Annotated in this window: 18 protein-coding genes and 1 tRNA gene; 14 read left to right on the top strand and 5 right to left on the bottom strand. The window is 66.4% G+C overall.

Annotated features, from left to right (window positions below):
• Positions 1-220 precede the first annotated feature (220 nt).
• The 3 genes from ACXRVZ_RS00845 to ilvC all read left to right on the top strand — a co-directional run bounded on the left by ACXRVZ_RS00845 (position 221) and on the right by ilvC (position 3,721).
• Entirely contained in the window at positions 221-2,005 is a 1,785-nt protein-coding gene (locus ACXRVZ_RS00845; RefSeq protein WP_457422963.1) for an acetolactate synthase 3 catalytic subunit, read from the top strand.
• 165 nt (positions 2,006-2,170) lie between these two features.
• Positions 2,171-2,662 (top strand): acetolactate synthase small subunit, encoded by a 492-nt coding sequence (ilvN, locus tag ACXRVZ_RS00840; RefSeq protein WP_348012043.1) that lies wholly within the window; start codon positions 2,171-2,173, stop codon positions 2,660-2,662.
• Positions 2,663-2,704: 42 nt separating this feature from the next.
• Positions 2,705-3,721: a ketol-acid reductoisomerase gene (gene ilvC / locus ACXRVZ_RS00835; RefSeq protein WP_457422961.1), complete on the top strand. Its 1,017-nt coding sequence runs from the start codon at positions 2,705-2,707 to the stop codon at positions 3,719-3,721.
• Between the two features lie 59 nt (positions 3,722-3,780).
• Here the strand turns inward: ilvC and ACXRVZ_RS00830 are convergent, their stop codons facing one another.
• On the bottom strand, positions 3,781-4,272 hold the full coding sequence (locus tag ACXRVZ_RS00830) for a DUF1579 domain-containing protein (protein ID WP_457422959.1): 492 nt from the start codon (positions 4,270-4,272) through the stop codon (positions 3,781-3,783).
• Positions 4,273-4,357: 85 nt separating this feature from the next.
• Here ACXRVZ_RS00830 and pssA point away from each other — a divergent pair, with 85 nt between their 5' ends.
• The 4 genes from pssA (at position 4,358) to pbpG (ending at position 9,943) form a co-directional block, all read left to right on the top strand.
• Positions 4,358-5,182 (top strand): CDP-diacylglycerol--serine O-phosphatidyltransferase, encoded by an 825-nt coding sequence (gene pssA / locus ACXRVZ_RS00825; protein ID WP_457422957.1) that lies wholly within the window; start codon positions 4,358-4,360, stop codon positions 5,180-5,182.
• Between the two features lie 190 nt (positions 5,183-5,372).
• Entirely contained in the window at positions 5,373-7,061 is a 1,689-nt protein-coding gene (gene leuA, locus ACXRVZ_RS00820; RefSeq protein ID WP_457422955.1) for a 2-isopropylmalate synthase, read from the top strand.
• Positions 7,058-8,599, top strand: coding sequence for a 2-isopropylmalate synthase (locus ACXRVZ_RS00815; RefSeq protein WP_457422953.1), 1,542 nt, complete (start codon positions 7,058-7,060; stop codon positions 8,597-8,599). The genes leuA and ACXRVZ_RS00815 overlap by 4 nt, the downstream gene beginning before the upstream one ends.
• 405 nt (positions 8,600-9,004) lie before the next feature.
• Positions 9,005-9,943: a D-alanyl-D-alanine endopeptidase gene (pbpG, locus tag ACXRVZ_RS00810; RefSeq protein WP_457423050.1), complete on the top strand. Its 939-nt coding sequence runs from the start codon at positions 9,005-9,007 to the stop codon at positions 9,941-9,943.
• A gap of 55 nt (positions 9,944-9,998) precedes the next feature.
• On the opposite strand, the gene ACXRVZ_RS00805 is transcribed toward pbpG, so the two are convergent.
• Entirely contained in the window at positions 9,999-10,769 is a 771-nt protein-coding gene (locus ACXRVZ_RS00805; RefSeq protein ID WP_457422951.1) for an IclR family transcriptional regulator, read from the bottom strand.
• Between the two features lie 142 nt (positions 10,770-10,911).
• Here ACXRVZ_RS00805 and ACXRVZ_RS00800 point away from each other — a divergent pair, with 142 nt between their 5' ends.
• On the top strand, positions 10,912-11,907 hold the full coding sequence (locus ACXRVZ_RS00800; RefSeq protein ID WP_458232144.1) for a TIGR03790 family protein: 996 nt from the start codon (positions 10,912-10,914) through the stop codon (positions 11,905-11,907).
• Here the strand turns inward: ACXRVZ_RS00800 and hpnE are convergent.
• From hpnE to hpnC, 3 genes are read right to left on the bottom strand one after another with little or no spacing between them, the layout of a single operon-like run.
• Positions 11,844-13,121, bottom strand: coding sequence for a hydroxysqualene dehydroxylase HpnE (gene hpnE, locus ACXRVZ_RS00795; protein ID WP_457422947.1), 1,278 nt, complete (start codon positions 13,119-13,121; stop codon positions 11,844-11,846). The genes ACXRVZ_RS00800 and hpnE overlap by 64 nt on opposite strands.
• Entirely contained in the window at positions 13,118-13,966 is an 849-nt protein-coding gene (gene hpnD / locus ACXRVZ_RS00790) for a presqualene diphosphate synthase HpnD (RefSeq protein WP_457422945.1), read from the bottom strand. Before hpnD ends, hpnE begins: the two co-directional genes overlap by 4 nt.
• 10 nt (positions 13,967-13,976) lie before the next feature.
• Positions 13,977-14,801 carry a squalene synthase HpnC gene (gene hpnC / locus ACXRVZ_RS00785; protein WP_457422943.1) on the bottom strand — a complete coding sequence of 275 codons (825 nt, stop codon included), beginning with the start codon at positions 14,799-14,801 and terminating at the stop codon, positions 13,977-13,979.
• A 144-nt stretch (positions 14,802-14,945) separates the two neighbouring features.
• Here hpnC and ACXRVZ_RS00780 point away from each other — a divergent pair, with 144 nt between their 5' ends.
• The 6 genes from ACXRVZ_RS00780 (at position 14,946) to clpX (ending at position 22,995) form a co-directional block, all read left to right on the top strand.
• The gene (locus ACXRVZ_RS00780; RefSeq protein WP_457422941.1) at positions 14,946-16,097 is read left to right on the top strand and encodes an efflux RND transporter periplasmic adaptor subunit; all 1,152 of its coding nucleotides are present in this window, start codon (positions 14,946-14,948) and stop codon (positions 16,095-16,097) included.
• A 13-nt stretch (positions 16,098-16,110) separates the two neighbouring features.
• Entirely contained in the window at positions 16,111-19,293 is a 3,183-nt protein-coding gene (locus tag ACXRVZ_RS00775; RefSeq protein ID WP_457422939.1) for an efflux RND transporter permease subunit, read from the top strand.
• A 138-nt stretch (positions 19,294-19,431) separates the two neighbouring features.
• A tRNA-Leu gene (locus ACXRVZ_RS00770) sits at positions 19,432-19,518 on the top strand.
• A gap of 31 nt (positions 19,519-19,549) precedes the next feature.
• On the top strand, positions 19,550-20,863 hold the full coding sequence (gene tig, locus ACXRVZ_RS00765) for a trigger factor (RefSeq protein ID WP_457422937.1): 1,314 nt from the start codon (positions 19,550-19,552) through the stop codon (positions 20,861-20,863).
• A 111-nt stretch (positions 20,864-20,974) separates the two neighbouring features.
• Positions 20,975-21,583 carry an ATP-dependent Clp endopeptidase proteolytic subunit ClpP gene (gene clpP, locus ACXRVZ_RS00760; RefSeq protein ID WP_457422935.1) on the top strand — a complete coding sequence of 203 codons (609 nt, stop codon included), beginning with the start codon at positions 20,975-20,977 and terminating at the stop codon, positions 21,581-21,583.
• A gap of 143 nt (positions 21,584-21,726) precedes the next feature.
• Complete coding sequence (clpX, locus tag ACXRVZ_RS00755) at positions 21,727-22,995, top strand: ATP-dependent Clp protease ATP-binding subunit ClpX (protein WP_457422933.1); 1,269 nt, start codon at positions 21,727-21,729, stop codon at positions 22,993-22,995.
• The last annotated feature ends 38 nt before the right edge of the window (positions 22,996-23,033 follow it).

Here is a 23,033-nt window from a genome sequence, read left to right as displayed (position 1 = left end):
AAGGGTCCAGGCAGCGGCAGATTATGGCATTCGCCTGATACGAAGGCTCAAGCGTTTTTGCCCGGCATAATGCGGTTTCGCAATAGCGTCATCTGGTCTCTTGGTGGCTGCCCAACTCGGGCCCCATCTGTTGATCGCGCAGGTTCCGAATCCGCCTCATGAGGGTGTGAAGAGGAGCACCAATGGTTTTTCGTTAGAGAAATTCACAAAGGTTCTAAAAATGGACATGTCTGCCGCGGAAATCAAGCGCGCCTCCCTGGCGCAGCCGCAAAACTCCCCCTCCCAAACACCGACGGAGCTCAACGGCTCCGAGATCCTCGTTCGCTGCCTGCAGGCCGAAGGAGTGCGCCATCTCTGGGGTTACCCCGGCGGCGCGGTGCTCTACATCTACGACGCGCTCTATAAGCAGGACAGCATCCAGCACGTGCTGGTGCGCCACGAGCAGGCCGCCGTCCACGCCGCTGACGGCTTTGCCCGGGCATCTGGCGAAGTCGGTGTCGCACTGGTCACTTCGGGCCCTGGCGTGACGAATGCCGTGACCGGCATCGCGACGGCCTATATGGACTCGATCCCGATGGTCATCATCACGGGTCAGGTTCCCACGCCGGCGATTGGCCTGGACGCCTTCCAGGAGTGCGACACGGTCGGCATCACGCGCCCCATCGTCAAGCACAACTTCCTGGTCAAGGACGTGCGCGACCTGGCGCTGACGCTGAAGAAGGCCTTCCACATCGCCCGCACCGGCCGGCCCGGCCCGGTGGTCGTGGACATCCCCAAGGATGTGTCGCTGGCCAGAACCACTTTCAGCTATCCGGACCGCATCGAGATGCGCTCCTACAACCCTGCCAAGAAGGGCCACAGCGGCCAGATTCGCAAGGCCGTGCAGCTGCTGCTGCAGGCCAAGCGGCCGTATATCTACACGGGCGGCGGCGTCATCCTCGGCGAGGCGAGCGCCGAGCTGCGCCAACTGGTCGACATGCTCGGCTTCCCGTGCACGAATACGCTGATGGGCCTGGGCGCCATGCCTGGCACCGACCCGCGCTTCCTGGGCATGCTGGGCATGCACGGCACGTATGAGGCCAACATGACCATGCAGCACTGCGACGTGCTGCTGGCCGTGGGCGCGCGCTTCGATGACCGCGTCATCGGCAACCCCAAGCATTTCGGCTCGGTCGAGCGCAAGATCATCCACGTGGACATCGACCCCTCGTCGATCTCCAAGCGCGTGCGCGTCGACATCCCCATCGTCGGCGATGTGAAGGACGTGCTGCAGGAACTGATCGCCCAGCTGAAGGAAGCGCAGGCCAAGCCGGATGCCAGCGCCATCAATGCCTGGTGGAACCAGATCAACGAATGGCGCAGCAAGGACTGCCTGGTCTTCAAGGACTCGGACGAAGTCATCAAGCCGCAGATGGTGGTCGACACGCTGTGGAAGCTGACTCGCGACCGCGACACCTACATCACGTCGGACGTCGGCCAGCACCAGATGTGGGCCGCGCAGTACTACAAGTTCGACGAGCCCCGCCGCTGGATCAATTCCGGCGGCCTGGGCACGATGGGCGTGGGCCTGCCCTATGCGATGGGCATCAAGCTGGCCAAGCCGGACGCGGACGTGTTCTGCATCACCGGCGAAGGCAGCATCCAGATGTGCATCCAGGAGCTGTCGACCTGCTTCCAATACAAGACGCCGGTCAAGATCGTCTCGCTGAACAACCGCTACCTGGGCATGGTGCGCCAGTGGCAGCAGCTCGACTACGGCGGCCGCTACTCGCACAGCTACATGGACGCGCTGCCCGACTTCGTGAAGCTCGCCGAGGCCTATGGCCACGTCGGCATCCTGGTCGAGAAGCCGAGCGACGTGGAGCCCGCGCTGAAGGAAGCGATGCGCCTGACCGACCGCACCGTGTTCCTCGACATCCGCACCGATCCGACCGAGAACGTCTGGCCCATGGTCAAGGCGGGCAAGGGCATTTCGGAAATGCTGCTGGGGTCGGAAGACCTGTGAGCGCCTGAAGCCGCGGGCTTTGGCGAGGGTTACCGCCCTCGCTGAAGCTCACTGGCGAATGGCGAGAACAGCCGACCAACGCAACCTCCCTCAACGATTCGAACCCGCTGCCAAGGCTCGCTGGTTACCGCCAGCGGCGCTGAAGAGCAGCAAGGACGAGATCCCATGAAACACATCATTGCCTTGCTCATCGAGAACGAGCCCGGTGCGCTGTCGCGCGTCGTCGGCCTGTTCTCAGCCCGTGGCTACAACATCGAGAGCCTGACCGTCGCGCCGACCGAGGACGCATCCCTGTCGCGCATGACTATCGTGACGACGGGCAGCGACGAAGTCATCGAGCAGATCACCAAGCACCTGAACCGCCTCATCGAGGTCGTCAAGGTCGTCGACCTCACCGAGGGCAACTACACCGAGCGTGAGCTGATGCTCATCAAGGTGCGCGCCGTCGGCAAGGAGCGCGAGGAGATGAAGCGAACCGCCGACATCTTCCGCGGCCGCATCATCGACGTGACCGAGAAGACCTACACCATCGAGCTGACCGGCGATGCCGGCAAGCTCGACGCCTTCATCGACGCGATCGACCGCGCCGCCATTCTCGAAACCGTCCGCACGGGTGCCTCCGGCATCGGCCGCGGCGAGCGCATCCTGCGCGTCTGATCAGCCTCAACCCCTAACAATTTTTTCCTGGAGCGACTCATCATGAACGTCTACTACGACAAGGACGCCGATCTCAGCCTCATCAAGGGCAAGAACGTCACCATCATCGGCTACGGCTCACAAGGCCATGCCCACGCGCAGAACCTGAATGACAGCGGCTGCAAGGTCACCGTCGCACTGCGCAAGAGCGGCGCGTCCTGGGCCAAGGCCGAAGGCGCTGGCCTGAAGGTCGCCGAGATCGCCGACGCCGTGAAGTCGGCTGACGTCGTCATGATCCTGCTGCCCGACGAGCAGATCGCCAAGGTCTACAAGAACGAAGTCGAGCCCAACATCAAGGAAGGCGCGTCGCTGGCCTTCGCGCACGGCTTCAATGTGCACTACGGCCAGGTCACGCCGCGTGCCGACCTGGACGTCTGGATGGTTGCCCCCAAGGCCCCCGGCCACACCGTGCGCGGCACCTACCGCCAAGGTGGCGGCGTGCCCCACCTGATCGCCGTCTACGCCGACAAGTCCGGCAAGGCCCGCGACCTGGCCCTGAGCTACGCTGCTGCCAACGGCGGCGGCAAGGCCGGCATCATCGAGACCAACTTCCGTGAAGAAACCGAGACCGACCTGTTCGGCGAGCAAGCGGTTCTGTGCGGCGGCGCTGTCGAGCTGATCAAGGCAGGTTTCGAGACGCTGACCGAAGCCGGTTACGCGCCCGAGATGGCCTACTTCGAGTGCCTGCATGAGCTCAAGCTCATCGTCGACCTGATCTATGAAGGCGGCATCGCCAACATGAACTACTCGATCTCGAACAACGCCGAGTACGGTGAGTACGTGACCGGCCCCAAGGTCGTCACCTCTGCCACCAAGGAAGCGATGCGCCAGTGCCTGAAGGACATCCAGACCGGCGACTACGCGAAGAGCTTCATCCTGGAAAACAAGGCCGGCGCGCCGACGCTGCTGAGCCGTCGTCGCCTGAACGCCGAGCACCCCATCGAGATCGTTGGCGAAAAGCTGCGCGAAATGATGCCCTGGATCAAGGCCAACAAGCTGGTCGACAAAGCCAAGAACTGATCTGCGCTTTCAGCGTGATCTGAAAGGCCGGTGCCGCGAGGCGCCGGCCTTTTTTGCTTTCAGGCGCCGGTGCGGATGAACTCCATGCGCCAGTTGGTCTCCCAGGTCGCGCCAGCGTCGGGCGAGAAGGCCTGCTCCCAGCGCGGATGGCCGTTTGCCTGGATGGACCAGGTGAAGCGCACGCGGATGGGCCGGCCGTCGAGCTGGTCGTCCGCGTAGAACTGGCCCACGCCGTTCTCGAAGGCACCGCGCACCGGCACGTCCAGCGCATGGGGTGAGCGGCCGTCCAGCCACCAGATGGCCCAGAGGCCGGTCGCGCGGTCAAAGGAACGCATCGCCGCCGCTCGATAGGCGCCGCCGGGCAGGTGCATCAGGTTGTCCTCGATATTGCCCCAGCCGCCGAGCAGCTTGCGCGTCGACGTGAGGCCCTCGAAGCGCGTCAATTCCGTGCAGCCGTTGAGGCGCGAATTCAGCCGCTCGTGCAGCACGCGCCAGTCGCCGATGATGAAGTCGAAGTCGGCGGGCGCCTTGGGGTCGAGGTCTTGCAGCATGGGAGCCTTTCGTTGGGTCGCCGCATGCTAGTTTTGGCCGCAGTCCGGACTTGTCAGTAGAGCCCCCTGCGCTATCCTGCCGGTCATGACCCCTGACCCCACCGAGGACGACGAACCCAGCGTCGCCGTCCGACCCCGCCGCAAGGGCATCTATGCCCTGCCCAACGCCATCACGCTGGCGGCGCTGTTCAGCGCGTTCTACGCCATCATCATGGCCATGAACGGCCGTTTCGAGGTCGCCTGCGTCGCCATCTTCGCCGCCGCCATCCTCGACAGCCTGGACGGTCGCGTCGCGCGCATGACCAACACGCAGTCGGCCTTCGGCGAGCAGATGGATAGCCTGTCCGACATGGTCGCCTTCGGCGCCGCGCCGGCCCTCATCGTCTATATGTGGGCGCTCAAGGACATGGGCAAGCCGGGCTGGATCCCGGCCTTCGTCTACATCGCCGGCGCTGCCCTGCGCCTGGCACGCTTCAACGTCAACATCGGCGTCGTCGACAAGCGCTACTTCCAGGGCCTGCCCAGCCCGGCAGCGGCGGCCATCGTCATGGGGCTGATCTGGTGCGCAGTGGACGCGCCTTGGTACAACGGCGTGGGCAACATGGCCTGGCTGCGCTGGACGGCTTTTGGCGTGACCTTGTTCGCCGGGCTTTCGATGGTCACGAATGCGCCCTTCTACAGCTTCAAAGTCTTCGACCGCCGGCGCAGCGTGCCCTTCATCGTGCTGGTGGCCATCATGCTGGCAATCGGCCTCATCGCGCTGGACCCGCCCACGGTGTTGTTCGTGATCTTCTGCGTGTACGGGCTGTCCGGCTACGTCATCTACGGCTGGCGCAAGGCCAAGGGCAAACAGGTCAGCGTGATCTCCACGAGCACCGACGAGCCCGATGAACGCGGCTTGCATCAATAGACTTTCATGCTAGATTCCGGCCCTATGAATTTCGCGATCGGCCTGCTGCTACTAGCCCTAGAGGAACCACGGGTTCGCTAGTCAGTCACGCCTTCGCACTTCTGACCCCAACGGCCCGTATGCAACCGCAGCGGGCCGTTCGTGTTTTCAAAGGCTGCCGGTTGCCCCACCCCACCCACGGATGGAAACCATGTTGAAGCAACCGCAGCTCAAGTACCGCTCTTTCGCCCCCGTTACTCTGCCGAACCGCACCTGGCCCGACGCCGTGCTGACCCGCGCACCGATCTGGCTGAGCACCGACCTGCGCGACGGCAACCAGGCGCTCATCGAGCCCATGGACATCCCGCGCAAGCTGCGCATGTTCCAGCAGCTCGTGAAGATCGGCTTCAAGGAGATCGAGGTCGGCTTCCCGTCGGCATCGCAGACCGAGTTCGACTTCATCCGCCTGCTCATCGACGGCGGCCACATCCCGGATGACGTGACCATCCAGGTGCTGACGCAGGCGCGCTCGCACCTGATCGAGCGCACCTTCGAGTCGCTGGATGGCGCCCAGCGCGTCATCGTCCACGTCTACAACGCCGTCGCGCCCGTCATGCGCCGCGTTGTGCTGGGGCAGGATGAAGACGGCATCGTCGAACTGGCCAGTTCGCATGCCCGCCAGATCAAGGAGCTGGCCGCTGCACGGCCCGGCGTGGACTGGCGCTTCGAGTACTCGCCCGAGATGTTCTCCGGCACCGAGTTGGCCTTCAGCAAGCGCGTCGTCGATGCGGTCACCGCCGTGTGGGTACCGACGCCGGAGCGCAAGTGCATCATCAACCTGCCGGCCACCGTCGAGCACAGCACGCCCAACATCTTCGCGGACATGATCGAGTGGATGCACCGTCATCTCGAACGGCGTGATTCGATCGTGCTGTCCGTCCACCCGCACAACGACCGCGGCACCGGCACGGCAGCCGGCGAGTTCGCGCTGATGGCCGGCGCTGACCGCGTCGAGGGCTGCCTGTTCGGCAACGGCGAACGCACCGGCAACGTCGACCTTGTCAACATCGCGTTGAACCTGTACACGCAGGGCGTCGACCCGCAGCTGGATTTCTCCGACATCGACGAGGTGCGTCGCTGCGTCGAGCACTGCACGCAGATCCCCGTGCACCCCCGCCACCCGTATGTCGGCGATCTGGTCTACACGTCCTTCTCCGGCTCCCACCAGGACGCGATCAAGAAGGCCTTCTCGGCGCGCAAGGCCGGCGACATCTGGGACATGCCCTATCTGCCCATCGACCCCAAGGACCTGGGCCGCAGCTACGACGCCGTGATCCGCGTGAACAGCCAATCAGGCAAGGGCGGCATTGCCTACCTGCTCGAAGCCGAGTACGGCCTGGAACTGCCGCGACGCCTGCAGATCGAGTTCAGCCAGGTCGTGCAGCGCGTCATGGACGACGCCGGCAAGGAGCTGACCGCCGCTGACCTGCACGCCATCTTCGAGCGCGAGTACGGCATCGGCGACGCCGTGGCTGCCGTCGTGCAGCCGCAGATGACCGAGGTGGCGGGCGGTGCCGTGCGCCTGTCGGCCGAGGTGGTGCTGGGCGGCTGGATGGGCCATGTGCAGGGCGAGGGCAACGGCCCCATCGACGCCTTCGTCAACGCGCTGTCCACGCGCCTGGGCCAGGAGGTGCGGGTGCTGGACTACCACGAGCATTCCATCGGCAGCGGCGCCGACGCCCGCGCCGTGGCCTACCTGGAGCTGCGCGTCGGCAACGTGACCCGCCATGGCGTGGGCATTGATGGCAGCATCGTGCGTGCGTCCATGCAGGCCATCCTGTCCGGCCTGTCGCGCGCTCAGCTGACCGTGCCGCAAAACCAAGGGGAGAACGTGCGATGACCGACAAGCTCATCATCTTCGACACCACGCTGCGTGACGGCGAGCAATCGCCGGGCGCGTCGATGACGCGCGAGGAAAAACTTCGCATCGCCCGCCAGTTGGAGCGCATGAAGGTCGACATCATCGAGGCCGGCTTTGCAGCGTCGAGCAATGGTGACTTCGAGGCGGTGAAGGCCATCGCCTCAGCGGTCAGGGACAGCACCATCTGTTCGCTGGCGCGTGCCAACGACCGCGACATCTCGCGCGCTGCCGAGGCGCTGGCCGGCGCCAACCGCGCACGCATCCACACCTTCATCGCCACCAGCGAACTCCACATGGAGAAGAAGCTGCGCATGACGCGCGAGCAGGTGCTGGACCAGGCCACGCTGGCCGTGCGCTTTGCCCGCAACCTCTGCGGTGACATCGAGTTCTCGCCCGAGGACGGCTACCGCTCGGACATCGATTTCCTGGCACGTGTCTGCGAGTCCGTCATCAAGGAAGGCGCCGGCACCATCAACATCCCGGACACGGTCGGCTACGGCATCCCCGAGCTCTACGGCGACTTCATCCGCCGCCTGCGCGAGAAGGTGCCCAACTCCGACCAGGTGATCTGGAGCGTGCACTGCCACAACGACCTGGGCATGGCGGTCGCCAACTCGCTGGCCGGCGTGAAGATCGGCGGCGCGCGCCAGATCGAGTGCACGATCAACGGTCTGGGCGAGCGGGCCGGCAACTGTTCGCTTGAGGAAGTCGTCATGGCCGTCAAGACGCGGCGCGACTATTTCGGCCTGGACGTGGGCATAGACGCGACGCAGATCGTGCCGGCCTCCAGGCTGGTGTCGCAGACGACAGGCTTCGTCGTGCAGCCCAACAAGGCCGTCGTCGGCGCGAATGCGTTTGCTCACGCCAGCGGCATCCACCAGGACGGCGTGCTCAAGGCGCGCGACACCTACGAAATCATGCGTGCCGAGGACGTGGGCTGGGCCGCCAACAAGATCGTGCTGGGCAAGCTGTCGGGCCGCAACGCCTTCAAGGCGCGCCTGCAGGAGCTGGGCATCCAGCTGGAGAGCGAGACCGAGGTCAACGCGGCCTTCGTGCGCTTCAAGGACCTAGCCGACCGCAAGAACGAGATCTTCGACGAGGATATCCTGGCCCTCGTCATGGACGAGTCCGTCATCGCCGATCAGGAGCACTACCGGCTGCTGTCGCTGTCCCAGCGCAGCGAGACCGGCGAGCGCCCGCACGCGTCCATCGTCTTCTCGGTCGGCGGCCAGGAGCACCGCGCCGAGAGCGACGGCAACGGCCCGGTGGACGCGACGCTGCGCGCCATCGAGTCCATCGTCGAGTCGGGCGCGGAGATGCTGCTGTACTCGGTGAACGCCATCACCAGCGGCAGCACGGAGTCGCAGGGCGAGGTGACAGTGCGGCTGCAACATGCCGGCCGTATCGTCAACGGCGTCGGCGCCGACCCCGACATCGTCGTCGCCTCGGCCAAGGCGTATCTCTCCGCACTGAACAAGCTGCAGAGCAAGGTCGAGCGGGTCGCCGCTCAGGGCTGACAGGGTTTTAGGCTGTGTAACCGGCGTGACCCGTGTCACGCCGGGCGCAATCGTTACCACGCCGCGTGGAATCTGGCGCGGAAACGCCCCGGTGCTCTGGGTTCAGACGGCCCCCGCCACCCTCAGAATCAAGCCCAAGGTCACCGCAGGCAGCGTGCGGAACCGGCCGGCAAGTGGTTCTGGGGCAGATCCCAATACCCCTAGCTTGTCAGCCCAGGCCTACTTGCATGCGTTGGAGCGGCTGCAACAAAACGGAGCGGAGGCGAGACCTCACTTGAGGTATCAAGCCTAAGTTCTTATCTTGTCAGTGATTTTGACGTCACGTACACTGCCGTCCTGCCGTTGGGGAACCCGTTGAAGACTTCATTCACCATCGCACTCCTGAGCCTCAGCCTGTTGTCCTTCATGGGCACTGCCGAGGCTGCCGCCGTCAGCAAACCCACCAAGGCCAGCAAGGCCAAGCCCGCCGTGACCCAGGTCCGCAAGACCAGGTCCGTCGTGCTGCGCAAGCCCGTCGCCTTCGTGCCGGCCGTCGCCACCTTCGGCATGGCCGCCGGCCTGCACTCGGCGGAAGACCCGCTGGCCTTGCGGTCCAGCGTCGCCTATGTGCTGGACCAGGACACCAACGAGGTGCTGTTCTCCAAGAACCCGCAAGCAGTGTTGCCCATCGCTTCCATCACCAAGCTGATGACGGCGCTAGTCGTTGTCGAGTCCGGTCTGTCGATGGACGAGAAGCTGACGGTGACCGACGAAGACAAGGACACCGAGAAGGGCACCGGCTCGCGCCTGGCCTTCGGCACGACGCTGACGCGCGGCGAGATGCTGCACCTGGCCCTGATGTCCAGCGAGAACCGCGCCGCCCATGCGCTGGGCCGCAACTATCCGGGTGGCCTGGACGCCTTCGTCACGGCCATGAACGCCAAGGCCATGAGCCTGGGCATGGCCGACACGCATTACGTCGAGCCCACCGGCCTGTCCAGCCGCAACCAGAGCAGTGCCGCCGACCTGGCCAAGCTCGTCAACGTGACCAGCCAGGTGCCGCTGCTGCGCGACCTGTCCACGTCCCGCGAAGCCCGCGTCGCTCTGGGCAAGCGCCTGGTGCAGTTCCGCTCCACCAACGGCCTGCTGTCCAACCCGCTGTGGGACATCGGCTTGCAGAAGACCGGTTTCATCAACGAGGCCGGCAAATGCCTGGTGATGCAGGCCAGCATGGCCGGCCGCAAGCTCATCATGGTGTTCCTGGACTCCAGCGGCAAGGCCTCGCGGATTGCCGACGCCGAGCGCATGCGCAAGTGGCTGGCGACGCAGCCCGGCGAAACTGCTGCGGTGTCGACCAAGCTCTGACGCGCGCGGGACCCGAATGAAAACGCGGCGCCTTGGCGCCGCGTTTGCTTGGTGGCTAGGCCCGATGGCCCAGCGACGACGAGATCTGCGCCGCCGTCTCCTTCAGCCGCACCACCCAGCTCTCCTCCAGCCGGTCGGCGGGGGCCGAGATGGACAGGCCGGCCACCAGCTTGGCCTGGTCGTCGTAGATGCCGGCGGCCATGCAGCGCACGCCCAGTTCCAGCTCCTCGTCGTCGCGCGCAATGCCGCGCTGGCGCACGGTGGCCAGTTCGCGCTCCAGGGCGCCCACCTCGGTGAGGCTGTTGCGCGTGTGGCCGGCCAGTCCGGTGCGCGCCGCGTAGGCCCGCACGCGGGGGCTGTCGTCGCTGGCCAGGAAGAGCTTGCCGACCGACGTCAGGTGCAGTGGCGCGCGACCGCCAACGGCGCGTACGACCTGCATGCCCGAGCGCTCGGAGTAGGTGCGCTCGATGTAGACGATCTCGTCGCCCTGGCGCACGGAGAGGTTGACCGGCTGGTGGGTGAACTTGTGCAGTTCGCGCATGGCGGGCAGGGCGGCGTCGCGCACGTCCAGTCGCGCCTTGACGAGGTTGCCCATCTCCAGCATGCGCATGCCCAGGCGGTAGCTGCCTGCTTCGGGCCGGTCCACGTAACGGCCCAGCGTCAGGTCATTGAGAATGCGGTGGGCCGTGGAGGGGTGCAGGCCAGTGGCTTCGGACAAGGCCTTCAGCGAGACCGGGTCCTGGTGGCTGGCGAGCACGTCCAGCAGCGAGAACATGCGCTCCAGCACCTGGATGGCCGGGGTCTGCTGCGCCTCTTTGGATTTCATGGCTTCATTGTGGGGGAAATTGCCTGTGTTTTGTATGGCGAGAGCGGTGTTCAGCAGGTGGCAAGCTCTAGGAATATTGCTGTGCCTTGGCGCCGTGGCTGCCCAGGCGGCGGAACCGCCGACGGCGGCGCGCTGGAGTCGCATGCCCAAGCTCTACGGCCGCATCACGGCCAACGAGCTCGGCCTGGTCATCAACACGGCCGACCCCTATTCCGTCACCGTCGGCGAGCACTACGCCCGGCGCCGGGGCATCCCGGAGGCGCAGATCCTGCGCGTGCAGCTGCCCCATCGCGCCAGCCTGACGCGTGAGGAGTTCAGCGCGCTGGACCAAGCCATCCGCAGCCAGATGCCCGAGCACGTCAACGGCCTGGCGCTGGCCTGGGTACAGCCCTATGCGGTGGACTGCAACTCGCTGACCAGCGCGCTGGGCATGGGCCTGCAGCCCGATGTCTGCGCCAACAGCTGCGCGGCAACGCGCGTCAGCCCTTACGCGAGTTATTTCGGCGCCAAGCCCTGGATCGTGCTCGGCCTGCGCCCGGCGATGCAACTGGCGGCGCGCTCGGTGCCGGCGGCGCTGGCCATGATCGAGCGCGGCATCGCGTCCGACCACACGCTGGCTGCCGGTGCGCCCGAGCCGGCCATCGCCTACTTGACTGCGACGCCCGATGCGAATCGCAATGTGCGCGAGCGGCTGTTCCCGCCGGCCGGGCCGGTGCCTGGTGTGGCCGGCTTGGAGGTGGCGCGCGTGCGCAGTGACGCCTTGCCGGCCATGCGCCGCACGCTGATCTATGAAACCGGCCTGGCCCGGGTGCCTGCGCCCTTGGGCAGCGAATGGCTGCCCGGCGCGCTGGCCGATCACCTGACGTCATTCGGCGGCCAGCTCGACAGGCCCGTCGGCGACGGGCAGATGAACATTCTTGACTGGATAGACGCCGGCGCGACGGCCAGCTACGGCACGGTCAGCGAGCCCTGCAACCATGTGCAGAAATTTCCGCACCCGCAGGTGCTGATCCAGGCCTATGCCCAGGGCGTCAGCGCGCTGGAGGCCTATTGGCACAGCGTGGCCTGGCCGGGTCAGGGCGTTTTTGTGGGCGAGCCCTTGGCGGCGCCCTTTGCGCCGCTGCCGACGACACCCTGAGAGGCGGCCAGGCCCGAGCGCACGGCGCCTTCCAGCGTGGCAGGGTAGGGGCCGTCGATGTAGTCACCGGCCGCCCACAGGCCCGGCGCGACGAAGGACGGCGGGCGGGCGAGGCCGGGCGTGCAGGCGAAGGTGGCGCGCTTCTCGGTCAGCACCTTGGCGATGACGGGCGGCGTGGCCCAGCGCAGTTCGCGGGTCGCCTGCGCCAGCACGGCCTCGGCACAGCCGCCGCGCTCGACCCACGCCGCAGCGCCGCTGACGACGAAGGCAAAGCGGCCCGGCGCACCGCCGAGTTGGCCGTGGTCGAAGACGAACTGGGCCGGCGCGTCCGGCCCTTCGCGCAGCGCCAGCATGGGCGAGGGCAGGGCGCTGCCGGGACTGTGCAGGTAGACGGTGATGATGGGCTCGAAGCCCAGGCCCTGCGCGGTCGCCGACCAGCCGGTGGCGAGGTCGGCTGTCAGCCGCGCAGCCTCGACGCTGGTGCAGGCGAGCACGACGGCGTCGAAGGCCTCGCCGTCGACGCGCCAGCCGGGTTCGATGGTCTGCACGCGGCGGCCCAGGCGAAGGCGATCTCCTAACCACGCGGTCGCAGGCCCGGCCAGCAGCTCCGACAGCGGCCGGCGCGGCAGCAGCAGGTCGGCGCTGCCGGCACCGCTGAAGAGGGCATCCTTCAGCACGCGCAGAAAGACGCGGGCGCTGGCCTGCGGGGCGGGCGTGTTCAGCGCGGCGACGCACAGCGGCTCGACGAGGTCGCGCTTCACGACCGCAGGCAGGCCGGCGCACAGCTCGGCGACGCTCAAGCGCGCGTTGCAACCAAAGCCGCGCACGAGCCAGCCGCCAGCTGCCATCAGCAGCCCCAGCCGCGCGCTCAACGGCCAGCCGCTGTTGGCCAGCACGCCGCGCATGAAGGCGACCAGCGGCGGCCCGGGCGGCAGGCGCAGTCCGGGCTCGCCGGGGTAGGGCAGGGCGAGCGGCAGGCGCTTGAGCACGACCTCGGGGTCGACGCCCAGGCGGCGCATCAGCGCGAGGCTGTCGCGGTAGGCGCCGATGAGGATGTGCTGGCCGTTGTCGTAGGGGGGCTCACCGGCAACGCTGCGCGCCCGGCCGCCCAGCTGCGGCGCCATCTCGAAGACGGCGATGTCATGGCCTGCATCAGCGAGCGACACCGCTGCCGCGATGCCGGCCCAGCCGGCGCCAATGACGGCGACCTTCACCTGCCGCGCCAGTTCGTCTTCATCGCGATCCAGAGCTTGCGCAGCGGCGTCAACGCGATCCGCTGATGCAGCACCTGGAAGTCCTCGCGCTCGATCTCGACGAGCAGCGCGCGATAGATGTTGGCCATCATCAGCCCGGGTTTCTGCGCAGCGCGGTCCACGTCGGGCAGCAGCGCTGCGGCCTCGTCGTAAAGGCGGTGCGCGCGCTCGGCCTGGAACTTCATCAGTGCCGTGAAGTGCTCCGAATAGCCCCAGGGCTTGCTGCGCAGCAGGATGTCGCTCGCCTTGACGCTGAACTGCTGCAACTCGTTCACTGGCAGGTAGATGCGCCCGCGCCGCGCGTCGTCGCCGACGTCGCGGATGATGTTGGTCAGCTGCATGGCCAGGCCCAGCTTGTGGGCGTACTGCACAGTCTGCGGCTGGGTGCGGCCGAAGATCCCGCTGGCCACTTCACCGACGACGCCGGCCACCAGGTGGCAATAGCGCTGCAGGCCGGGGAAGTCGAGGTAGCGCGTCTGCTGCAGGTCCATCTCGCAGCCTTCGATGACGGCGAGCAGGTGCTCCAGCCGGATGTCGTAGGCCTGCACATGCGGCATCAACGCCTTCATGGCCGGGTGGCTGGGCTGGCCGGCAAAGGCGCTGGCGGCTTCCTTGCGCCACCAGGCCAGCTTGGTCGCGGCGACGCCCGCGTCCTGCGTCTCATCGACGACGTCATCCACCTCGCGGCAGAAGGCATAGAAAGCCGTGATGGCGGCGCGCCGGGGCGGCGGCAGGAAGAGGAAGGCGTAGTAGAAGCTGGAGCCGCTGGCGGCGGCTTTTTCCTGGACGTACTGTTCGGGCGTCACGGCTCTGGACTCATGATGTGGCGCGCATTGTCAGCGCACGCCAGGCCAGTCGCGGCACATCCCATGCCGTGACCGCAGGGCGGCGCAGCAGGCTGTCGTAGCCGCCAGCGGCAATCTTGTCGAGGATGAGCAGGCCGCCCTGCACGACCAGGCGCAGCTCCCATCCCGCCCGACCGCGTAGCGTCACGGCCAGCGGCGCACCCTCCAGCATCAGCGCGCGCGCCCAGCCGCAGAGATCGCGGATCAGCGCGCGTGCGGCCGGGCTGTCTTGGCAGGCCAGCACCTCCTCGGCGGACACGCCGTGGTGATCCAGGTCGGCCTGCGGCACGTAGAGCCGGGCGTTGGGGCCGTCGCGGGTGAAGTCCTGCCAGAAGTTGATCAGCTGCAGCGCCGAACAGATGGCGTCCGAGCGGCGCAGCGAGGTCGCGTCATTCACGCCATACAGGCCCAGCAGCAGCCGCCCGACCGGGTTGGCGGAGCGCCGGCAGTAGTCCAGCAGGTGGGCGCGGTCGGGGTAGCGCGGCGGGGTCAGGTCCTGCTCGAAGGCGTCGAGCAGGTCGTGCAGCAGGGCGGGCTGCAGGCGATGCATCTCGCGCGCCAGTGGCGTGTAGACGCGCAGCCAGCGGGAAGAGGGCGCCTGGCCGGCGACGACGGCGGCCAGGTCGGCGCGGTAGTCGCGCAGCGCCTGCGCGCGTTCGGCGGTGGTCGCATTGCCTTCGTCGGCCAGGTCGTCCGCCGTCCGTGCGAAGTGATAGATGGCCACCACGGCCGGCCGCAGCGCGGGGGGGCACAGCAGCGAGGCGACGGGAAAGTTTTCGTAGTGATCGACGCTCAAGCTATTTCTCAAGTTCCGCTTGCAAAGCCGCGATATTCAAGCGAAATTCCGCGAGGTTTGACAGCTGCCACCGGGCCTGCATACATTACTGACCCGCCGGTCATTAAAGTTTTGTGCCGGCGGTTCCATTCTGCCGAGGTCTGCATGTCCCATCTGCCGCGTCTGTCGCGTCTCGCGCCGCCCCTGTTGGGGCTGGCACTGCTCACGGCCCTGATGACGGGATGCAGCAAGCAGGCCGCCGCCCCCGAGCCGGAGCGCGCCGTGCGCACCCAGCTCGTCAGCGCTGGCAACGCGAACACCAGCCATGAGTATGCGGGCGAGGTGAAGCCGCGCACCGAGTCGCGCCTGTCCTTCCGCGTCAACGGCAAGCTGCTGAGCCGGTCAGTGAACCTGGGCGACACGGTCAAGGCCGGCCAGGTGCTGGCCCGCATCGACGGGCAGGACCTGAAGCTGGCCGAGGCGGCCGCCACGGCCGGCGTGGCGGCTGCACGCACCAACCGCGACCAGATGGGTGCCGACTACAAGCGCTTTGTCGACCTGCAGCGTCAGGGCTTCATCAGCACGGCCGAACTGGAGCGACGCGACTCGGCTTTCAAGGCCGCGCAGGCGCAGCTCGACCAAGCCAAGGCCCAGGCCGACGTGCAGGGCAATCAATCCGGCTACGCGCAGCTGGTGGCCGATGGCGGCGGTGTCGTCACCGGCGTTGATGCGGAACCTGGCCAGGTGCTGGCCGCCGGCACGCCGGTCGTGCGCCTGGCGATGGACGGCCCACGTGACATCGTCTTCTCGGTGCCCGAAGACCAGATCGGTCGCGTCAAGGCCGCAGCCGGCCGTGCCGGCGCGCTGAAGGTGCGCCTGTGGGGCACCGACAAGACCTATCCGCTGACGCTGCGCGAGGTGTCTGCCGCCGCCGACCCGGTCACGCGCACCTTCCTCATCAAGGCCGACTCCGGCAAGCTGGACGTGAAGCTCGGCCAGTCTGCCACCGTCGTGCTGGATCTGCCGCAGACGGCCGGCGTCATCAAGCTGCCGCTGTCGGCCGTGCTTCAGCAGGCAGGCAAGACCTCGGTCTGGGTGCTGGACGGCACGTCCATGACCGTCAAGCCGTTGCCCGTGCAGGTGGGCGGCGCCGAGGGCAACGACGTCGTCATCGCCGGTGGGCTGAGCGCCGGCCAGGAGGTGGTGGTTGCCGGTGTGCATGTGCTGGCGCCGGGGCAGAAGGTCAAGCGCTACGTGCCGCCTCGAGCGACGGCCCCGACCGCCGCCGCACCGGCGGCCCCTGCGGCCTCACGCTGAGCCGAGGCCGCGCATGAACATTCCCCCGAACAAGGCCGCGCTGGGCGAAGGCTTCAACGTCTCGCGCTGGGCGCTGGAACACCCCGCGCTGACGCGCTACCTGATGGTGGTGCTGATGCTGATGGGCTTCGTTGCCTATTTTCAACTTGGCCAGGACGAAGACCCGCCGTTCACCTTCCGCATCATGGTCGTCCAGGCCTTCTGGCCTGGCGCAACGGCGCAGCAGATGGCGGACCAGGTCACCGACAAGATCGAGAAGACGCTGCAGGAGGTGAACCACGCGGACAAGATCCGCTCGTACACCAAGCCCGGCGAGTCGCTGACCCTGTTCCAGCTGAAGGACAACGCGCCGCCCAAGGACGTGCCCGACGTCTTCTATCAAGTGCGCAAGAAGATCGGCGACATGCGCGCGACGCTCCCGCAAGGTGTGCTCGGGCCGCTGCTCAACGACGAGTTCGGTGACGTCTACGGCTCCATCTACGCGTTGTCCGCCGACGGCTTCAGTCGCGAGGAACTGCGTGAGCACGCCGACCGCGTGCGCCACACGCTGCTGCAGGTCAAGGATGTGGCCAAGGTCGAGATCTTCGGCGTGCAGCCCGAGAAGCTCTTCATCGAGGTCTCGCAGAAGCGCCTGGCGCAACTGGGCCTGGACTTCACCCAGGTCATCAACCAGATCGGCGCGCAAAACGCCGTCGAAGGCGCGGGCGTGCTGAATGCCGGCAGCGCCAACTTCCAGGTGCGGGTGCAGGGTCAGTTCACGTCGGCGCAGGCGCTGGCTGAGGTGCCCATCCGCGCGGTCAACCCGCAGACTGGCGTGGCCAGCCAGATGCGCCTGGGCGACATCGCCGAGATCAAGCGCGCCTATGTCGACCCGCCGGCCGCCAAGGTGCGCCACCAGGGCAAGGAAGTGCTGGCGGTGGGCATCTCGATGGCCAAGGGCGGCGACATCATCGCGATGGGCAAGGCGCTGAACGCGGCGCTCAAGACCATCGAGCGCGACCTGCCGGCCGGCGTGCTGCTGGAGCAGATTCAGGATCAGCCCAAGGCGGTCACTACTTCGGTCGGCGAGTTCGTGCATGTGCTCATCGAGGCGGTCGTCATCGTGCTGGCCGTCAGCTTCATTGCGCTGGGCCTGCACACGCGACCACTGCGCCTGGACATCTGGCCTGGCCTGGTCGTGGGCATCACCATCCCGCTGGTGCTGGCCATCACCTTCACGGCGATGTTCTATTGGGGCGTTGGCCTGCACAAGATCTCGCTGGGGTCGCTGATCATTGCGTTAGGCCTGCTGGTGGACGACGCCATCATTGCCGTCGAGATGATGGTGCGCAAGCTCGAAGAGGGCTACGACAAGATGCACGCCGCCACCTATGCCTACGACGTGACGGCCATGCCCATGCTGACCGGCACGCTGATCACGGCGGTGGGCTTCCTGCCCATAGGCCTGGCCAAGTCGACGGTGGGCGAATACACCTTTGCCATCTTTGCCGTGACGGCCGCGTCGCTGGTCATCTCCTGGGGGGTGTCGGTCTACTTCGTGCCCTACCTCGGCGCGCTGCTGCTCAAGTCCAAGCCGGCGGCCGACGGCGAGGTCCACGAGCTGTTCGACACGCCGTTCTACAACCGCTTCCGTGGTGTGGTGCGTTGGTGCGTCGAGAACCGCTGGAAGACCATTGGCATCACGCTGCTCGTGTTCGCGCTCGGCATCGTCGGCATGGGCCGGGTGCAGCAGCAGTTCTTCCCGGACTCCAGTCGCCCCGAGGTGCTCGTCGACCTGTGGCTGCCCGAGGGTTCGACCATCCAGGAGACCGAGGCCCTTGCGAAGCGCTTCGAGGCCCGCATGCTGAAGGAACCGTCGATCTCGACAGTGACCAGTTGGATTGGCTCCGGCGTGCCGCGCTTCTACCTGCCGCTGGACCAGATATTTCCGCAGGCCAACGTCACGCAGTCCATCCTCGTTCCGAAGGGCCTCACCGAGCGCGAAGAGCTGCGCAAGCGCCTGCCCGCCCTGCTGGCCGAGGAGTTCCCCGAGGCCCGCAGCCGCGTGAAGCTGCTGCCCAACGGCCCGCCCGTGCCCTACCCGGTGCAGTTCCGCGTCACCGGCGCCGACCCCAAGGTCGTGCGTGACTGGGCCGACAAGGCCAAGGAAATCCTGCGCGGCAACGCCAACATGCGCGGCGTCAATGACAACTGGAACGAGAACGTCAAGACGCTGAAGCTCAACATCGACCAGGACAAGGCGCGGGCCCTGGGCGTCACCAGCCAGAGCCTGGCGCAGTCAGCGCGCACGCTGCTGTCTGGCAGCGTCATCGGCCAGTACCGCGAGGCCGACAAGCTCATCGATATCGTGCTGCGCCAGCCGATCGAGGAGCGTGCCGTCATCACCGACATCGCCAACGCCTACGTGCCGACGACCACCGGTCGTGCGATCCCGTTGGCCCAGATCGCCCAGATCGAGTTCGCCTGGGAGCCCGGTGTGATGTGGCGTGAGGGGCGGCTCTATGCCGTCACGGTGCAGGGCGACGTCGCCGAAGGCCTGCAGGGCGCGACGGTGACCAAGGAGGTCTGGCCCAAGCTCGACGAACTGCAGAAGCAGATGCCCACCGGCTACAGCATCCAGATCGCTGGCGCTGTGGAGGAGAGCAGCAAGGGCCAGGGCTCGATTGCGGCCGGCGTGCCCATCATGCTGTTCATCACCTTCACGCTGTTGATGCTGCAGCTGCACAGCTTCAGCCGGGCGATGCTGGTCTTCCTGACCGGGCCACTGGGCATCGCCGGTGTCGCGGCCGCGCTGCTGCTGCTGAACCGGCCGTTCGGCTTCGTCGCGCTGCTCGGCGTCATCGCGTTGATGGGCATGATCATGCGCAACTCGGTCATCCTCATCGACCAGATCGAGCAGGACCGCGCCCGCGGCGTGCCGGACTGGTCGGCCATCGTTGAGTCTGCCGTGCGGCGCTTCCGCCCCATCGTGTTGACGGCGGCGGCGGCAGTGCTGGCCATGATTCCGCTGTCGCGCAGCGTGTTCTGGGGGCCGATGGCCGTGGCCATCATGGGCGGCCTCATCGTCGCCACGGTACTGACGCTGCTGGCCCTGCCGGCCATGTACGCGGCCTGGTTCCGGGTCGTGCGGCCGCAGGAGGAAGAGCACAGCCGCATGCACAGCCAGTTGCCCACCGAGCCCGGCGAGGCCTTCTAGCGACCGTCAGGGTTTTGCCGCCCCGTGGACCGGGGCGGCGGGCAGCCGGCGCAGCATCGCTACAATCGCCGGTTTGCCGAATCGCCTACGGGGTTGCCAGGTCATCTAACGGTGCAGGGGCAGCCCAACCCAAGAATCGCGCGGGTGGCGAAATTGGTAGACGCACCAGGTTTAGGTCCTGACGCCTTCACGGGCGTGCCGGTTCGAGTCCGGCCCCGCGCACCACCACTGTCCTTCAACTGTTCCCGAGTCCATCATGGCCGTCACCGTCGAAACCCTCGAAAAGCTGGAACGCCGCATCACCCTGCACGTGGCGGCCACTGACATCAACAGCGAAGTCGAAGCTCGCCTGAAGAAGCTGGCGCGCACCGTCAAGGCCGACGGCTTCCGCCCCGGCAAGGTGCCGATGAGCGTTGTCGCCCAGCGCTATGGCTACTCGGTGCAATACGAGGTCGTCAATGACAAGCTCGGCGCCGCCTTCAACACCGCCGCCAACGAAGCGCAACTCCGCGTTGCAGGTGCGCCGCGCATCGAGCAGAAGGACCAGGCCCCTGAGGGCCAGATGGCCTTCGACGCCACCTTCGAGATTTACCCCGAAGTCAAGATCGGCGACCTGGCTGCGGCCGACGTCGAGCGCGTCACCAGCGACGTGACCGAGGAAGCCATCGACAAGACCGTCGAGATCCTGCGCAAGCAGCGCCGCAGCTTCGCGCAGCGCCCCGCTGCCGACGTCGCCGAAGCCGGTGACCGCGTCACCATCGACTTCGAAGGCAAGATCGATGGCGAGCCCTTCCAGGGTGGCAAGGCCGAGGCCTTCCAGTTCCTGATCGGCGAAGGCCAGATGCTGGAAGCTTTCGACGCCGCCGTGCGTGGCATGAAGGCTGGCGAGTCCAAGACCTTCCCGCTGCAGTTCCCCGAGGACTATCACGGCAAGGACGTGGCTGGCAAGGAAGCCGACTTCCTCGTTACGGTCAAGAAGATCGAAGCCCAGCACCTGCCCGAAGTGAACGAGGCGTTCGCCAAGGCCCTGGGCATCAAAGATGCTTCCGTCGAAGCCTTGCGCGCCGACATCAAGAAGAACCTCGAGCGCGAAGTGAAGTTCCGCGTGCTGGCCCGCAACAAGGGCGCCGTCATGGACGCGCTGGTGGCCGCCTCCGAGCTGGACGTGCCTAACGCCCTGGTGCAGGGTGAAGCCGAGCGCATGGTCGGCCAGGCCCGCGAGGACCTGAAGAAGCGCGGCGTCAAGGATGCCGACAAGGCCGAGATCCCCGCCGACATCTTCAAGCCGCAAGCCGAGCGCCGCGTGCGCCTGGGCCTGGTCGTTGCCGAACTGGTCCGCTCCAACAACCTGCAGGCCAAGCCGGCCCAGCTGCAGGCTCACATCGAAGAGCTGTCGCAGAGCTACGAGAAGCCCGCCGAAGTCATGCGCTGGTACCTGAGCGACCGCGAGCGCATGGCCGAGGTCGAGGCCGTCGTCGTCGAGAACAATGTCACGGAATTCGTGCTCTCGAATGCCAAGGTCAGCGACAAGGCCCTGCCTTTCGACGAGCTGATGGCCACCGGCAACTGAGAGCCCTTGGCCTGACAAAGGCGCCGCGCCGCAAGGCCCGGCGCCTTTTTACTTGCGTGGCCATAATCCGCCCCCATAACAGCTGCTACTGCTTTGTTTTCAAGGATCTGAATGAGCGCTCTCGACACCAGCAACCTGGGCCTTGTGCCCATGGTCATTGAACAGTCCGGCCGTGGCGAGCGTGCCTATGACATCTACTCGCGCCTGCTGCGCGAACGCATCATCTTCCTGGTCGGCCCGGTCAACGATGGCGTAGCCAACCTCGTCGTCGCCCAGCTGCTGTTCCTGGAGAGCGAGAACCCCGACAAGGAGATCTCGCTCTACATCAACAGCCCCGGCGGCAGCGTGTCGGCCGGCATGTCCATCTTCGACACGATGAACTTCATCAAGCCCGAGGTCTCGACGCTGTGCATGGGCATGGCGGCCAGCATGGGCGCCTTCCTGCTGGCGGCTGGCGCCAAGGGCAAGCGCTTCTCGCTGCCCAACGCCAAGGTCATGATCCACCAGCCGCTGGGCGGCGCCCAGGGCCAGGCTACTGACATCGAGATCCATGCGCGTGAAATCCTGAAGACTCGCGACGCCCTTAATCGCATCCTGGCCGAGCGCACCGGCCAGACCCTGGAGAAAATCCAGGCGGACACCGAGCGCGACTATTTCATGTCTGCGGCGGAGGCCCAGGGCTACGGCCTGATCGACCAGGTGCTGGAACACCGCCCCTGACGCGACATCGAGTCGTGAGGGGCTGTAACCGGCCCCCGGATTCGCAGCGAAATCGGGGCCCTTATCCCCACAAGGGCCCCGAGATCGTTTGGACTATCATCATTCAGGCACCCGCCTGATCACTGGCATCCCCGAGCAGACCCATGGCCGACAAAAAAGGCACCTCCAGCGAAAAAGTTCTGTACTGCTCGTTCTGCGGCAAGAGCCAGCACGAGGTCAAGAAGCTGATCGCCGGCCCGTCCGTCTTCATCTGTGACGAGTGCATCGAGCTCTGCAACGACATCGTCCGCGATGAGATCCCTGCGCCCGCGCCCGCCGCGCGTGCCGGCAAGTCCGACCTGCCCGTGCCCAGCGAGATCAAGTCCAGCCTTGACCAATACGTCATCGGTCAGGACGTCGCCAAGCGCACCCTTGCAGTGGCGGTCTACAACCACTACAAGCGCCTGCGCCACATGGCGACGAGCAAGGACTCGGTCGAGCTGTCCAAGAGCAACATCCTGCTGATCGGCCCGACCGGCTCCGGCAAGACGCTGTTGGCGCAGACGCTGGCGCGCCTGCTGAACGTGCCCTTCGTGATCGCCGATGCGACGACGCTGACCGAAGCCGGCTACGTCGGCGAGGATGTCGAGAACATCATCCAGAAGCTGCTGCAGAACTGCAATTACGACGTCGAGCGTGCCCAGCGCGGCATCGTCTACATCGACGAGATCGACAAGATTTCGCGCAAGGCCGATAACCCCTCCATCACGCGGGACGTGTCCGGCGAAGGCGTGCAGCAGGCGCTGCTCAAGCTCGTCGAAGGCACGATGGCTTCGGTGCCCCCGCAGGGCGGCCGCAAGCACCCCAACCAGGACTTCCTGCAGATCGACACGACCAACATCCTGTTCATCTGCGGCGGCGCTTTCGACGGCCTGGAAAAGGTCATCCAGAACCGCAGCGAGAAATCCGGCATCGGCTTCGGCGCGACCGTGAAGAGCAAGTCCGACAAGCGCGTCGGCGAGGTCTTCCGCGAGTGCGAGCCCGAGGACATCATCAAGTTCGGCCTCATCCCCGAACTGGTCGGTCGCCTGCCCGTCGTCGCCACACTTGGCGAGTTGACCGAAGACGCGCTGGTGCAGATCCTGACCGAGCCCAAGAATGCGCTGCTCAAGCAATACCAGCAGCTGTTCGAGATGGACGGCGTCGAGCTTGAAATCCGCAAGCCGGCGCTCGTGGCCATCGCCCGCAAGGCACTGGCGCGCAAGACCGGCGCCCGTGGCCTGCGCTCCATCATGGAGCAGTCGCTGATCGACACCATGTTCGACCTGCCCGCGCTCGATGGCGTGGAGAAGGTCGTGCTGGACGAGCACAACATCGAGGACACCTCGGCACGCCCCTTGCTCGTCTATCGCGAGCAAAAGGCCAGCGCCTGAGCCCCCACTAAGCCCTCAACTTGCAATCGCCCCCTCAG

It is taken from the genome of Roseateles sp. P5_E8 (assembly GCF_054177665.1).
Note: the sequence above shows the minus strand (reverse complement) of the source record. Positions and strands in the feature narration are given on the sequence as shown.